The 15,014-nt window shown below is 68.4% G+C and carries 11 protein-coding genes; 4 read left to right on the forward strand and 7 right to left on the reverse strand.

The annotated features are described in order from the left end of the window. Positions 1-88: 88 nt before the first annotated feature. The 4 genes from ABT360_RS17690 to ngcE form a co-directional block, all read right to left on the reverse strand. Positions 89-1,288 (reverse strand): ROK family transcriptional regulator, encoded by a 1,200-nt coding sequence (locus ABT360_RS17690; protein WP_351816604.1) that lies wholly within the window; start codon positions 1,286-1,288, stop codon positions 89-91. 206 nt (positions 1,289-1,494) lie between these two features. After that, positions 1,495-2,430, reverse strand: a complete 936-nt coding sequence (locus ABT360_RS17695) for a carbohydrate ABC transporter permease (protein ID WP_351816607.1) — start codon at positions 2,428-2,430, stop codon at positions 1,495-1,497. Positions 2,431-2,441: 11 nt separating this feature from the next. Further along, on the reverse strand, positions 2,442-3,365 hold the full coding sequence (locus ABT360_RS17700; RefSeq protein WP_351816610.1) for a carbohydrate ABC transporter permease: 924 nt from the start codon (positions 3,363-3,365) through the stop codon (positions 2,442-2,444). A 64-nt stretch (positions 3,366-3,429) separates the two neighbouring features. Further along, a complete protein-coding gene (gene ngcE / locus ABT360_RS17705; protein WP_351816613.1) occupies positions 3,430-4,881 on the reverse strand; it encodes an N-acetylglucosamine/diacetylchitobiose ABC transporter substrate-binding protein in 1,452 nt (483 codons plus the stop codon). 157 nt (positions 4,882-5,038) lie between these two features. Between ngcE and ABT360_RS17710 the strand changes: the two genes are divergently transcribed. Together ABT360_RS17710 and ABT360_RS17715 are read left to right on the forward strand one after the other, a co-directional pair. After that, on the forward strand, positions 5,039-6,259 hold the full coding sequence (locus tag ABT360_RS17710) for an RNA-guided endonuclease InsQ/TnpB family protein (RefSeq protein ID WP_351816616.1): 1,221 nt from the start codon (positions 5,039-5,041) through the stop codon (positions 6,257-6,259). A 463-nt stretch (positions 6,260-6,722) separates the two neighbouring features. Beyond that, positions 6,723-10,556: a GH92 family glycosyl hydrolase gene (locus tag ABT360_RS17715; protein WP_351816619.1), complete on the forward strand. Its 3,834-nt coding sequence runs from the start codon at positions 6,723-6,725 to the stop codon at positions 10,554-10,556. Between the two features lie 147 nt (positions 10,557-10,703). Here ABT360_RS17715 and acnA read toward each other — a convergent pair whose 3' ends face one another. The 3 genes from acnA to ABT360_RS17730 form a co-directional block, all read right to left on the reverse strand. Beyond that, the gene (acnA, locus tag ABT360_RS17720) at positions 10,704-13,421 is read right to left on the reverse strand and encodes an aconitate hydratase AcnA (protein ID WP_351816622.1); all 2,718 of its coding nucleotides are present in this window, start codon (positions 13,419-13,421) and stop codon (positions 10,704-10,706) included. A gap of 202 nt (positions 13,422-13,623) precedes the next feature. Next, on the reverse strand, positions 13,624-14,055 hold the full coding sequence (locus tag ABT360_RS17725) for a protein-tyrosine phosphatase family protein (RefSeq protein ID WP_351816625.1): 432 nt from the start codon (positions 14,053-14,055) through the stop codon (positions 13,624-13,626). Beyond that, entirely contained in the window at positions 14,052-14,294 is a 243-nt protein-coding gene (locus tag ABT360_RS17730) for a hypothetical protein (protein WP_351816627.1), read from the reverse strand. The genes ABT360_RS17725 and ABT360_RS17730 overlap by 4 nt, the downstream gene beginning before the upstream one ends. A 17-nt stretch (positions 14,295-14,311) precedes the next feature. Here ABT360_RS17730 and ABT360_RS17735 point away from each other — a divergent pair, with 17 nt between their 5' ends. Then, entirely contained in the window at positions 14,312-14,587 is a 276-nt protein-coding gene (locus ABT360_RS17735) for a hypothetical protein (protein WP_351816630.1), read from the forward strand. A gap of 65 nt (positions 14,588-14,652) precedes the next feature. Continuing rightward, positions 14,653-15,009, forward strand: a complete 357-nt coding sequence (locus ABT360_RS17740; RefSeq protein ID WP_351816633.1) for a VOC family protein — start codon at positions 14,653-14,655, stop codon at positions 15,007-15,009. Positions 15,010-15,014: the final 5 nt, after the last annotated feature.

The raw sequence follows: 15,014 nt of genomic DNA on the forward strand, positions 1-15,014 counted from the left end.
CGGCCGAGGTGGCTGGAAGTCAACTCGGCCGCACCTCCGTCGTCAAGGAGTAAATTGACAACGAGATGACAACGGTGCCATCCGTTATCTAAGTGAACGCAGGCGTGACCGGCGTGAGGGCGCTCTCCAGGAGGGTCGAATCGCCCATTTCGCTCAGTACGAGGGCCAGCGCACCGAGCACCTCGGCGCGGCCGCCGAGGGCGCCGGGCGCCACCGACAGCTGCCGGGCGGCACTGGGGATGGCGTACCGGGAGACCGACTCGCGGATGGGCCCCAGCACCAGTTCCCCCGCCTCGGCGAGGTCGCCGCCCAGGACGACGCGGCTCGGGTTCAGGAGATTGCACAGGTTGGCCACACCGCTGCCGATGTGCCGCCCCACGTCCCCGATCACCCGGCGGCAGCCGGGGTCCCCCTCGCGCGCCAGCTGCACGACCCGCTCCATGGTCAGGTCCGCCCCGTGGCTGGGCTGGAGCAGCGGCAGGACGTAGCGGGCGGCGGTGAACGTCTCCAGGCAGCCCCGGTTGCCGCAGCGGCAGACGGGTCCGGACTCGTCGAGCGTGATGTGGCCGATCTCGCCGGCCGTGCCACCCGGCCCCCGGTAGATCTGCCCGTCGATCACCAGACCGGCGCCCACACCGCTGGCCACCTTGATGTACGCCAGGTCCTTGACCCCGCGGCCACCGCCCCAGACCAGCTCACCGAGGGCGCCGAGGTTGGCGTCGTTGTCGACGTACACCGGGACGCCGAGGCGACCGGCGAGCTCCTCGCTCGGATTGATGCCCGTCCAGCCCGGCAGGATCGAGGTGGAGCCGAGGGTGCCGGAGGAGACGTCGATGGGGCCCGGTACGCCGAGGCCGACGCCGACCACCTTGTCCTGACCGATTCCAGTGGCCGCGATCAGCCGCTTGACCAGCGCTTCCGCCCGGCCGAAGCCCTCCTCGGACGAGGCGTCGACATCCAGCGGCTCGGCCTCCTCGGCGAGCACCTGGTGGGCCAGGTTGCCGACGGCGACGCGCAGGTGGGTGTGGCCGAAGTCGACGCCGATGACGATGCCCGCGTCACCGCTCAGCGAGACGCTGCGGGCCCGCCGTCCGCCCGCGGACGTGGGGGTCACCTCGACGGTGCCGCCGTCCTTCAGCTCACGGACGATGTTGGAGACCGTCGCGGCGGAGAGGCCGGTGGTCCTGGCGATCTCCGCCTGGGTGAGCGAACCGGCCATACGCACCGCGCGCACGACCCGCTCAAGATTGGCCCGATGCAGAGATGTCTGCGACCCCGGAGTCTCCATCGACTCACTCACTCCTGCCGTTTTCTCCAACATGTGAACTCTAAGCTGAGCCTTTTGGGTTGGTCCCCGTCAAGACCTTGAGCGTTGTAGGCCTCCGATGAGCGAATGAGATGCGGAGGAATCGGATATACACCGCCAGATCACATGGAAACGGCCCGCCGGGAGCGATCGCTCCCCCGACGAGCCGTTTCGTTTGGTGACGTGAGCTACTTCAGCGCACCGGCCGTGAGCCCGGACTGCACCTGCCGCTGGAAGACGGAGTACACGATCAGCACCGGCAGCATGGCAATCATCATTCCGGCCATCAGCGCGCCCCAGTCGTTCTCATAACCCTGCTGCAACGCGATCATCGCCAGGCCCTGGGTGAGGACGTATTTGTCCTCCTGCTGATTGAGCACCATCGGCAGCAGGTACTGGTTCCACTGCCCCAGGAAGTTGAAGATGCCGATGCTGATCAGGCCGGGCTTCGCCATCGGCAGCATCACCTGGAAGAACGTCCGGGTGTGCGAGGCGCCGTCGATCATCGCCGCCTCGGCGACCGAGGTCGGCAGCGTACGGAAGAACGCCGTCATGAAGAAGACGGTGAAGGGCAGCGAGTACGCGATGTAGACCAGGATCAGCCCGTGGTACGTCGCCAGCAGCGAGCTGCCGGGGAAGTCCCGCATGACGAAGAAGAGCGGAATGACCAGCATGAAGACCGGGAAGGACATGCCGGCGACGAACAGGTAGTAGATGAACCGGTTGCCGGGGAACGTGAAGCGGGCCAGAACGTACGCGGCCATCGACCCGAGCACCATCGTGCCGACGACGGACCCGCCCACCACGATCGCCGTGTTGATGAAGTACTGGCCCATGTTCGCGTCGTTCCACGCGTTGGACCAGTTCTCCCAGTGCAGGACGGTCGGCAGGCCCCACGGGTCGGTCAGGATGCCGTTGCTGTCCTTGAACGCGCTCCACAGCACCCACAGCAGCGGCACGCCCACCATCAGCGCCCACAGGACGAGGATGCCGTGGGAGAAGACGTTGAGCACACCGCCCTCGGAGGTGCGGCCGGTCGTCGGGCCGAGCTGCCGGGTGACCTTGGCAGGAGCGGTCTCCTGCTTGGTCACCCCGTCGATCTCTTCGATCTCTTCGGTCGTCATCCGCCGTACCCCTAGTACTCGATCCGCTCACGGCGCGCGAAGCGCATCGTGAGCACTGCGAAGGTCATGGTGACGATGAGCATCGCGACGCCCATGGCGGAGGCGTAGCCGAACTGGCTGTCCCGGAAGGCCGTCAGGTATAGCCGCAGCGGCATGACGTCCGTGGCGCCGTCGGGTCCGCCCATGTTGACCGACATGATCTGGACCAGCGCGAAGGCGTCCAGGGCGATGATCCCCATGTAGACCCAGCCGGTCTGGACCGTGTCCCACAGCAGCGGGAGGGTGATCCGGAAGAAGGTGTGGAAGCGGTTGGCACCGTCCAGCAGGGCCGCCTCGTACATGTCGCGGGGGATGGAGGCCATCGCGGCCGAGAACAGCACCACGTAGAAGCCGACGTGGCCCCAGACCATGACCGCGCTGATGCACCACAGCGCGAGGCTCTTCTCCCCCAGCCAGGAGTTCTGCAGGCTGTCCAGCCCGACCGCGCCGAGCAGGGAGTTGAGCATGCCGTCGTTCGGATCGGGGTTGTAGATGTTGAACCAGATGACCGCGATGATCGTGATGGAGATGACCTGGGGGAAGAAGAAGACGAACTTGTAGAACCTGGAGCCGGCGACTCCGGTGACCACCTCGTTCTTCCGGCGGCGGCCGCCCACATTGAGCATGAAGGCGAAGAAGAGGCCCAGCGCGAGTGTGACCACGGGGACGAGCGCCAGCATGTAGACGTTGTGGCGCAGCGCGTTCCAGAAGTCGTCGCTCTCCCACAGCTTGCTGAAGTTGTCCAGGCCCACGAACTCCGCGGTGCCCACCAGGCCGGACCAGTCGGTCATCGAGATCTGGAACGCCTGCACGAACGGCGAGATGACGAAAACGCCGTAAATGAGCAGAGGCAGGGCCAGGAAGCCCACGATGAATCCGTATTTGCCGTGTTGCATGGTGCTCCCCGGCCCTTCCCCTCGTTTCTCGAACTGTCAGGTCAGGCGATCCATACCTCGGACATCAGGCCGTGCGCTTGAACTTGGTGACCGAGTCGTCCTTGGCCACCCTGTCGCACTCCGCCTGGGTCTTCCTGATCCAGTCGGCGGCCCTCAGCTCGCCGGCGAGGAGCTGGCCGGTCAGGCCGCCGATCTTCTCGTCGGTGAGCGCCGGGTACCACTCCTGGAGCTGAAGGCTGATCAGGTTGTCCCCCGCCTCCTTGAAGACCTTGCTGGCTGAGGCGAGACCCGGCGAGAGAGTCATGCCCTGGGTGGCGTCCATGACACAGGTCAGGGACTTCACCTTCTTCGCGAAGTTCTGGGCGTGCTTCTTGGAGAGCATGATGCGCAGCAGTTCCATGCCGCCGGCCGGGTTCTTGCCCTTGGCGGCGACGATGTACGGCTCGCTCGGCTCGGCGCGCAGCGTGCCGTGCGGCATCTTGTCGCCGGTGCCGTCGAAGAGCGCGCCGACGGCCATGCCGAAGTCGGCGGGCGTGGTGGGAGCGGCCTCGTTCTCGACCCAGGAGCCGTTGGGGATGAAGACGGCCTTGCCCTTGTTCCAGGCGGTCTGGGACTGGATGTGGGTCAGGCCCTGGCTGCCTTCGAGGAAGTACTTCTTGGCCGCGAGCTCCTCGTAGTGCTCGACGACCTCCTTGACCGCGTCGTTGGAGGTCCAGGCGTTCGGCTCCAGGTTGTCGATCGCGATCCACTTCTCCATGCCGCCGATCTTGGCGATCTGGGCGAAGAGGTTGAAGTGGACGTAGTAAGGGAACTTGCCCGCGTATGTCCAGGGGGCGATCCCGGCCTTCTTGATCTCGCCGCACAGGGCGACCATCTCGCTGAGGGTCTTGGGGTACGCCCAGCCCTTGTCGGCGAGCAGCTTCTGGGAGTACCAGGTGCCGTAGATGGTGAAGGCGTAGTAGAGCACGTCGAAGGTGTCGCCGTGCTTGCCCTTCTCGATGGTGCTCGGGTGGATCGTGTCGCGGACCTTCTTCGCCGGGTCGTCCATGGAGGGCGCGTCGAGCAGCGCGGCGAGGTCCTGGAGCTGGCCCTGGGTGGACAGCTTGTTCATGTCGAGGTGGTCGGCGCCGGAGTTGTCGATGACGTCCGGGGGGTTGCCTCCCGCGAAGCGCGGGGTCAGCTTGGGGCCGACCTGCTGGGTGCCGGTGTGCTTGACCTCGGCGCCGTAGGTCGCCTTGTAGTCGGCCTCGGCGTCCTTCGCGTACTGGTCGCCGAGACCGCCCTTGAAGATGAACGCCTCCAGCGGCTCGCCCTTGGCGACACCGAGCGGGTTCTTCTCGGACTTCGGGCCGCCGGGGGCCTTCGTCTCCTTGTCGCTGCCGCCGCCACCGCCGGTGGCGCAGGCGGACAGGAAGCCCGCGGTCGGTACGGTGATCAGGCCGAGCGCGGCGGACCGCTTGATCAGGTCGCGACGGCCGAGGCCGTCACCGTCGTTGCGGGCGGAGGTGGATCCCATCAGACCTTCTTTCGAGGGACCACCGGCTATAGCCGGTGGGGGAATCGAATCCTTGGAGCGGAGCCGCGCAGCGGCGGAGCCCCTGCGTTGTCAGTGGGGGCCGGTAGGGTGAACGCACCGGTATTGAGCAGGTGAATCGTGGAGGGGGTGGGCCGCGTTGATACGTGCGTACAAGTTCCTCATGCGACCCACCGTGGGCCAGGCGATCGCGCTCGCCGAGATGTTGCGGGATCACTGTTCGCTCTACAACGGGGCGTTGCAGGAACGCCGGGACGCCTACCGGCACGTGACGAAGACCAGCGTCAAGTACGGGGACCAGTCCGCACAGCTCAGGGAGATTCGGGCGTTCGACCCGGAGCGTCAGGGACGTTGGTCCTTCTCCTCCCAGCAGGCGACGTTGCGCCGGCTGGACAAGGCGTTTGCCGCGTTCTTCCGCAGAGTGAAAGCCGGTCAGACGCCCGGCTATCCCAGGTTCAAGGGCGTGGGACACTTCGACACGGTGATCTTCCCGAAGGACGGGGACGGCTACCGCTGGGACAGCACGCCCCACGACCGGCAGACCCGCGTGCGGCTGCAAGGTATCGGGCACATCCGCGTGCACCAGCACCGGCCCGTCAAGGGCCGGGTGAAGACGATCAGCCTCAAGCGGGAAGGCCGCCGCTGGTACGTCGTCCTCGCCTGCGACGAAGTACCCGCCGAGCCGCTTCCTGCCACCGGGTCGATTGTCGGGATCGACATGGGCACGGTGCACTTCTTCACCGACTCCGACGGGGTGCACAAGGAGAACCCCAAGTTCCTGGAAGGGATGGGCGAGGAGCTGGCTGCCGCGCAGCAGCACCTGAGCACATTCCCCAAGCGCACGAAGCGGCGGACGAAGAAGCACCGGGCGGCAGCCCGGAAGGTCGCCAAGCTGCACGCAAAGATCCGGCGTCAGCGCCTGGACCACCACCACAAGACGGCCCTTGCGCTCGTGCGTGAGCACGACGTGATCGGGCACGAGAAGCTGAACACGGCGGGCATGACCAAGACGCCCGCACCCAAGCCCGACCCCGAACAGGCGGGCGGCTTCCTGCCGAACGGGGCTGCCGCGAAAGCGGGCTTGAATCGCAGCATCCTGGACGCGGGTTGGGGAATCTTCCTGGGAATCCTGGCGCAGAAGGCTGAGAGTGCCGCTCGCCGCGTGATCCCGGTGAACGCCCGCAACACCTCCCGCACCTGCCCACCCTCGATCGGAGGGTGCGGGCACATCGCAGCGGGGAACCGCGTCACCCAAGCAAAGTTCGAGTGCGTCAAGTGCGGCCTGGTGGAGAACGCCGACCGCGTGGGCGCGCTGAACGTCCTGCACAGGGCCGGGCTGGTCCTCTGCGCGGAGGCTTAGCCACCGACGCAGGAAGCCCGCGACTTCAGTCGTGGGTGGAGTCACGCTCAAGTCCTCGCCTTCTCCAGGACTCAGGCGGTGTACCGGTCGCCCGTCCTGCTCGCCAGAGGCGAAGGGCCCCGCCACCGCGGTCATTTGCTGGGTCGTGCAGGTGCTGGGTGTTCGTGCGGTGCTGGATGGTGCAATGCCACTCGGACCCGGACAGGTATAGTCCACTTCGCGTCACATGAGCAAGATCGAAAGCAACTTTGGTCAGCAGTCTTTCCCGAGTTGAGACCTGGGGGAAATACCGAAGGCCCCGGTCCGCATTCCCCGGCCACACCTTTCGGCAGAACGGCTGAATCGACTCTTCCCGCGCCGACAACACCCTTGACACCGCACGCCACTTGGCTCCCTACTGGTTCCTGCGCAGATCGCCTGACAACGTTGTCCAACGCGCTCTCGGCAGGAGGCAGGACGCGGCATGCAGCCCAGACAGCCCAGCACGTCCGCAACCGGAACCCGTCACCGATTCCCCCGTACGGCCGCCCTCGTGGCGGCCGTATCGCTGATCGCGGCGGCCACCCCCACGGCCACCGCCCTCGCCCTGCCCAGTCAACCCGTCGCGGCGGAACGGGAGTTCCACTCGTCCTTCGAGGCCGACGAGCGCCCACCGGACTGGCGCCACACGGTCGACGTGGGCGCCGACGGCCTCAAGCGGGCGTCCGGCGTGGACGGCGGCTTCACTGCGGGGATACCGGGGAACGTCACCGACAAGGTCACCGCGCTGCGCGCCAGCGGCGAGAACGACGGCGCCGGGGAGACCAAGGAGAACCTGGTCGACCTCCAGCCGAGCACCAAATGGCTCACGTTCACCGCCACCGCCTGGGTCGAATTCGACCTGGACGAACCCGTCAAGGTGGTGACATACGCGCTGACCTCCGCCAATGACCACGCCCCACGCGACCCCAGGAACTGGACGCTTCTGGGCTCGGCCGACGGCACGGAGTGGAAGGTCCTGGACACCCGCGAGGAGCAGGCATTCGAAAAGCGCTTCGAAACGCGGACGTACGACTTCAACAATTCAACGGAGTACGCGCATTACCGACTGGAGATCACGGCGAACAACGGCGCGCCGGGCATCACCCAGCTCGCCGACGTCCAGTTCTCGAACGGTGACACCTCCGCCCCCGTCCCGCCCGACATGCGCACCCACGTGGACCGCGGCCCCGGCGGCTCCCCCACCGCCAAGGCGAACGCCGGGTTCACCGGCGTGCGGGCGCTGCGGTACGCGGGCACGCACAAGCCGGACGGGCGGGCCTACTCGTACAACAAGGTCTTCGACGTCCACACGGCCGTGCGGCGCGACACCGAGCTGTCGTACCGGATCTTCCCCTCCCTGCCGGAGACGGACCTGAACTACCCGGCGACCCACGTCGCCGTGGACCTGGCCTTCACCGACGGCACCCATCTGAGCGAGCTGCGGGCGGTGGACAGCCACGGTGGGGCGCTCACCCCCCAGGGTCAGGGGGCGGCGAAACGGCTCTACGTCAACCAGTGGAACCAGGTGACGTCCGGGATCGGGGCCGTCGCGGCCGGCCGGACCGTGGACCGGATCCTGGTGGCGTACGACTCCCCCAAGGGCCCTGCGAAGTTCCAGGGCTGGATCGACGACATCACGATCAAGCGCGCCGCGCCCGAGAAGCGGCACGCCCGGCCCTCCGACTACGCCTCGACCGTCCGCGGCACCCACTCCAGCGGCTCCTTCTCTCGCGGCAACACCTTCCCCGCCACAGCGGTGCCCCATGGCTTCAACTTCTGGACGCCGGTGACCAATGCCGCGTCCAAGAGCTGGCTGTACGAGTACGCCCGTGGCAACAACGCCGACAACCTGCCCACGGTGCAGGCGTTCGCCGCCAGCCATGAGCCGAGCCCCTGGATGGGCGACCGGCAGACCTTCCAGCTGCTGCCCTCGGCAGCCGCCGGGACACCGGAGACGGACCGTGTCCGCCGCGCGCTGCCCTTCCGCCACGAGAAGGAGACGGCCAGGCCGCACTACTACGGCGTGACGTTCGAGAACGGCATCAAGGCCGAGATCACCCCGACCGACCACGCGGCGATGATGCGGTTCACCTATCCGGGCGCGGACGCGTCGGTCGTGTTCGACAACGTCACGGAGGAGGGCGGGCTGACGCTCGATCCCGCCACCCGGTCCTTCACCGGCTTCTCGGACGTCAAGAGCGGCCTGTCGACCGGCGCGACCCGGATGTTCGTGTACGGCGTCTTCGACGCGCCGGTCACCGGCTCCGCGTCGGCGGGCGTCAAGGGGCACCTGCGGTTCGACGCGGGCGCGGACCGGACGGTGACGCTGCGCATGGCGACGTCGCTGATCGGCGTGGAGCAGGCGAAGCGGAACCTGGCCATGGAGATACCGCCGGGGACGGGCTTCGAGCGGGTACGGGCACGGGCGCAGGCCGCGTGGGAGCGGCTCCTCGGCCGGGTGACCGTGGAGGGCGCGACCCGCGACCAGCTGGTCACCCTCTACTCCAACCTCTACCGGCTGTACCTGTATCCCAATTCCGGCTTCGAGAAGGTCGACGGCGAGGACCGGTACGCCAGCCCCTTCTCGCCGCAGACCGGCCCGGACACCCCGACCCGGACGGGCGCGAAGATCGTCGACGGCAAGGTGTACGTCAACAACGGCTTCTGGGACACGTACCGGACGACCTGGCCCGCGTATTCCTTCCTCACCCCTCGTAAGGCGGGCGAGCTGGTGGACGGCTTCGTCCAGCAGTACAAGGACGGCGGCTGGATCTCCCGCTGGTCCTCGCCCGGCTACGCGGACCTGATGACGGGTACGTCGTCCGATGTCGCGTTCGCCGACGCGTACGTCAAGGGCGTCGACTTCGACGCGGAGGCGGCGTACGAGGCGGCGCTGAAGAACGCGACGGTGGTACCGCCCTCGTCGGGCGTCGGCCGCAAGGGCATGGCGACGTCACCGTTCCTGGGCTACGCCTCCACCGCCACGCACGAGGGCCTGTCGTGGTCGCTGGAGGGCTACCTCAACGACTACGGCCTGTCGAGGATGGCGGACGCGCTCCACAAGAAGACGGGCAAGGCCCGGTACAAGGAGGAGTCGGCGTACTTCCTCAACCGGGCGCGCCAGTACGTCACGCTCTTCGACAAGGACGCCGGCTTCTTCCAGGGCCGGACCCCGAAGGGCGAGTGGCGGGTGCCGTCGGCGTCGTACGACCCTCGCGTGTGGGGGTACGACTACACGGAGACCAACGGCTGGGGGTACGCCTTCACCGCTCCGCAGGACAGCCGGGGCCTGGCCAATCTGTACGGCGGCAGGGCGGGTCTGGCGAAGAAGCTCGACACCTACTTCGCGACGCCCGAGACCGCGTTGCCGGAGTTCGTCGGCTCGTACGGCAGCGTCATCCACGAGATGACGGAGGCACGGGACGTGCGGATGGGCATGTACGGCCACTCCAACCAGGTCGCCCACCACGTCACGTACATGTACAACGCGGCCTCGCAGCCCTGGAAGACGCAGGAGAAGGTGCGCGAGGTGCTGTCGCGGTTGTACACGGGCAGCGAGATCGGACAGGGCTACCACGGCGACGAGGACAACGGTGAGCAGTCCGCCTGGTGGCTGTTCTCGGCGCTCGGTTTCTACCCGCTGGTGATGGGCAGTGGGGAGTACGCGATCGGCTCGCCGCTCTTCACCAAGGCGACCGTGCGGATGGACAACGGCCGCACGCTGGTGGTCAAGGCCCCGGAGAACAGTGCCGCGAACATCTACGTACAGGGGGTGAAGGTCAACGGCAAGCGCTGGACGTCGACCGCGCTGCCGCACGCGGTGGTCGCGGGTGGTGGGACGCTGGAGTTCGACATGGGCCCGAAGCCGTCGGCGTGGGGCACGGGCAGGCACGCGGCGCCCGTCTCCATCACCCGGGACGACTCGGTGCCCTCACCGCGGCGGGACGTCCTGGCGGGCGCGGGTGAGCTGTTCGACGACACGTCGGCGACGGCGGCCTCGGTGGAGGCCGTTGAGCTGCCGGTCCCGGCGGGCGGCACGCGGGCGGTGCAGTACACGCTGACCTCGTCGGCGCGGGGCGCCGCCCCGACGGGCTGGGTGCTCCAGGGCTCCCGGGACGGTACGGCGTGGGCGGACCTGGACCGGCGGTCGGGGCAGTCGTTCGCCTGGGACCGGCAGACACGGGTGTTCACGGTGGCGCGGCCCGGTACGTACGAGAGGTACCGGCTGGTGCCGAGCGCCGTGTCGACGCTGGCGGAGGTGGAGCTGCTGCGCTGAGCCCGCGGATGTCCGGCCCGGCGTGCGCGGGAGCGCCCGCGCGCCGGGTCGCCGTCCGTGTCCGGACGTGCGGGCGTGAGGCCCGACGCGGAAGGGCCGCATCCCGTCGCCGGACGGGATGCGGCCCTTGTGCCGTGCGCCTGGTCCTTAGTTGCGGATCAGGTTGCGCAGCACGTACTGCATGATGCCGCCGTTGCGGTAGTAGTCCGCCTCACCGGGGGTGTCGATGCGGACGACCGCGTCGAACTCGACACCGGTGTCGGTGGTGACCTTCACCGTGCGGGGCGTGGTGCCCTCGTTGAGCTCGGTGACGCCGGAGATGGAGAAGGTCTCCTCGCCGGTCAGGCCGAGCGACTGGGCGGACGCGCCCTCGGGGAACTGGAGCGGCAGGACGCCCATGCCGATGAGGTTCGAGCGGTGGATGCGCTCGTAGCTCTCGGCGATGACGGCCTTGACGCCGAGGAGCGCGGTGCCCTTGGCGGCCCAGTCGCGGGACGACCCGGAGCCGTACTCCTTGCCGGCCAGGACGACGAGCGGGATGCCCTGCTCGATGTAGTTGCGGGAGGCGTCGTAGATGAACGACACCGGACCGCCGTCCTGGGTGAAGTCGCGGGTGTAGCCGCCCTCGGTGCCCGGCGCGATCTGGTTGCGCAGGCGGATGTTGGCGAACGTACCGCGGATCATGACCTCGTGGTTGCCGCGGCGCGAACCGTAGCTGTTGAAGTCGCGGCGCTCGACGCCGTGCTCCGTGAGGTACTTGCCGGCCGGGGTGTCGGCCTTGATGGCACCGGCCGGGGAGATGTGGTCGGTGGTGACCGAGTCGCCGAGCTTGGCCAGCACGCGCGCGCCCGTGATGTCCTCGACCGGGGTCGTCTCCATCGTCATGCCCTCGAAGTACGGGGGCTTGCGGACGTAGGTGGACTGCGGGTCCCACTCGAAGGTGTTGCCGGTCGGGATGGGCAGCGCCTGCCACTGGGCGTCGCCCGCGAACACGTCCTGGTAGGACTTGGAGAACATGTCCTCGCCGATGGCGTTGGCGACGACGTCGTTGACCTCGGCCTCGGAGGGCCAGATGTCCTTGAGGTAGACCGGGTTGCCGTCCTGGTCGGTGCCCAGGGCGTCCTTGGTGATGTCGACCTTCATGGAGCCGGCGAGGGCGTACGCGACGACCAGCGGCGGGGAGGCCAGGTAGTTCATCTTGACGTCGGGGTTGATCCGGCCCTCGAAGTTGCGGTTGCCGGAGAGCACCGACGTGACGGCGAGGTCGTGCTCGTTGACGGCCTTGGAGACCTCCTCCGGCAGCGGGCCGGAGTTGCCGATGCAGGTGGTGCAGCCGTAGCCGACGAGGTTGAAGCCGACCTTGTCGAGGTACGGGGTCAGGCCCGCCTTGTCGAAGTAGTCGGTGACGACCTTCGAGCCCGGGGCGAGGGTGGTCTTGACCCACGGCTTGCGGGTCAGGCCCTTCTCGACCGCCTTCTTGGCCACCAGCGCGGCGGCGACCATGACGTACGGGTTCGAGGTGTTGGTGCAGGAGGTGATCGCAGCGACGGTGACGGCGCCGTGGTCGATCTCGTACGTCGAGCCATCGGGGGCGGTCACGGGGACCGGCTTCGACGGGGCGCCGTTCGGCGTGTTGGCCGGGGCGTCGGAGGCCGGGAAGGACTCCTTGCCCGCCTCGTCGACGTCGTCCACGTAGTTGCGGACGTCCTGGGCGAACTGCTGGGCGGCGTTGGCGAGGACGATGCGGTCCTGCGGGCGCTTCGGGCCGGCGATGGAGGGGACGACCGTGGAGAGGTCCAGCTCCAGCTTCTCGGAGAAGTCCGGCTCGGCGGCCGGGTCCAGCCAGAGGCCCTGCTCCTTGGCGTACGCCTCGACCAGCGCGACCTGCTGCTCGGAGCGGCCGGTGAGCTTGAGGTACTTCAGCGTCTCGTCGTCGATCGGGAAGATCGCGGCGGTGGAGCCGAACTCCGGCGACATGTTGCCGATGGTGGCGCGGTTCGCGAGGGAGGTGGCGGCGACGCCCTCACCGTAGAACTCGACGAACTTGCCGACGACGCCGTGCTTGCGCAGCATCTCGGTGATCGTGAGCACGAGGTCGGTGGCGGTGGTGCCGGTGGGCAGCTCGCCGGTGAGCTTGAAGCCGACGACGCGCGGGATGAGCATGGAGACCGGCTGGCCCAGCATCGCGGCCTCGGCCTCGATGCCGCCGACGCCCCAGCCGAGCACACCGAGGCCGTTGACCATGGTGGTGTGGGAGTCGGTGCCGACGAGGGTGTCGGGGTACGCCTGACCACCCCGGACCATGACCGTGCGCGCCAGGTGCTCGATGTTCACCTGGTGGACGATGCCGGTGCCGGGCGGGACGACCTTGAACTCGTCGAAGGCGGTCTGGCCCCAGCGCAGGAACTGGTAGCGCTCCTTGTTGCGGCCGTACTCCAGCTCGACGTTCTGCGCGAACGCCTCGTTGGTGCCGAACTTGTCGGCGATGACGGAGTGGTCGATGACCAGCTCGGCCGGGGCCAGCGGGTTGATCTTTGCCGGGTCGCCGCCGAGCTCCTTGACGGCCTCCCGCATGGTGGCGAGGTCGACGACACACGGCACACCGGTGAAGTCCTGCATGATCACGCGGGCCGGCGTGAACTGGATCTCCTGGCTCGGCTGAGCCTGCGAGTCCCAGCCGCCGAGGGCCCGGATGTGGTCGGCGGTGATGTTCGCGCCGTCCTCGGTGCGGAGCAGGTTCTCCAGGAGCACCTTCAGGCTGTAAGGCAGGCGTGCGGAGCCCTCGACCTTGTCCAGCCTGAAGATCTCGTACGACTCGTCGCCCACGCGCAGCGTGCTGCGGGCGTCGAAGCTGTTCGCCGACACGACAGTCTCCTTCATCAATGTGCGCGTTCCAACCGCATCCTGCCGCGTGGGCTCCTCGCCGATCCGCTAAGGTAAGACTTAGTTAGGTAACCCTTACCGGCTGGCGCGGCTGCGGTGCGTCTTTCGGCAGATATCTCGATGTCGAGATAACTCTAGTACATGACCGCGCCCTGCGACGAGGCACGCCCGGCGAGCTGCCGTGTCATGCGGTGAAACGGCGGACGAAACGTCTCTGCCAGGGGGTCTCGACGGCGTGACGGTCATAGTTCCGACGGATGAATCGCACCGCTTCGTCCGCCGGAACCCCGTCCAGGACGGCGATGCAGGCCAGGGCCGTGCCGGTCCGGCCGCGCCCGCCGCCGCACGCGAGCTCGACGCGTTCGGCGGCGGCGCGCTCCCATGCCTCACGGAGGACGGTACGGGCGTCCGCCGGGCTGCTGGGCAGCCGGAAGTCCGGCCAGCGCAGCCACCGGGCCTCCCACGGGACGTCGGGCGGCCGCTTGGCGAGCAGGTACACGGCGTAATCGGGCGCGGGGCCCGCCGGAAGAGGTCGGCGGAGAGCGCGGCCCCGGACCATGCGCCCGGAGGGAAGCCGCAGGACACCCGGCTCGGTGTCGTTCCAGGTCTGGGTCATCCGCTCACGGTAGTCGCCGAGTTCGTGCCGGGGGCGGTGCCCGCCGGTCGTCCGGAGATGTCCTCGTGGGGCGACAACGACGGGACGCTGATCATGGACGCCGTACTGGAGACGTGCCGGGCCGCCGCGTTCACGGCCTGGCCGGTCGCGGCGCAGCAGGCGGACGGGCTGCCGGCCCTCTCCGGCACCTTGTCGCCCCGGGAGACCGGGACGGCGCTCGCGGCCCTGGCCACGTACAACGGCGGAGAGCAGAGGGATGCCCTCGCCCTGCTCACAGGGCTCGCCCTGGCTGGGCCACGACACCGCGCCGGGCGTCGAGCACCTGGGGGCGAGCGCGCGCCTGACACCTGGCCCCGTCGAGATCCCCGTGGCCGTGCTGCCGGACCTCCTGGCCGACATACTGGGCAAACTGACCGGTTTTCTGACAGCGGTCGAGCGGTGGGCGGACCGGTGCGCCCCCTCGCTCGCCGCCGACCTGGTCGCGAGGCTCGCCCGGGACCTGGACATCGGCGCCCCGCTGCCCCGTGCGTGAGGACGGCGGACCCGGACGGCGCAGCCGGAGTTGCGGGGGCGGGGCGGGGTGTCGAGCATCGGAGCATGTTCAGTGGCGCGCACGTCATCCTCTACACCAAGGACGCCGACGCCGACCGGGCGTTCCTCCGTGACGTGCTGGGCTTCGACAACGTCGACGCCGGGCGCGGCCGGCTCATCTTCAAGCTGCCGCCCGCCGAGGTCGCCGTACACCCGACGCCCGGTGAGCCGCGCCACGAGTTCTCCCTGATGTGCGACGACATCGAGGGCACCCTCCGGAAGTTGGCGGAGCGGGGCGCGGAGGTCTCGCGGCCGGTCAGCGACCAGGGGTGGGGGCTGCTGGCGGCCGTGCGCCTGCCGAGCGGTGGTGAACTGCCGCTTTACGAGCCCCGGCACCCCACGGCGCACAGCCTGTCACCCTGACGGCC

This window comes from Streptomyces sp. NPDC000229, from assembly GCF_040300825.1.
Lineage (GTDB): Bacteria > Actinomycetota > Actinomycetes > Streptomycetales > Streptomycetaceae > Streptomyces.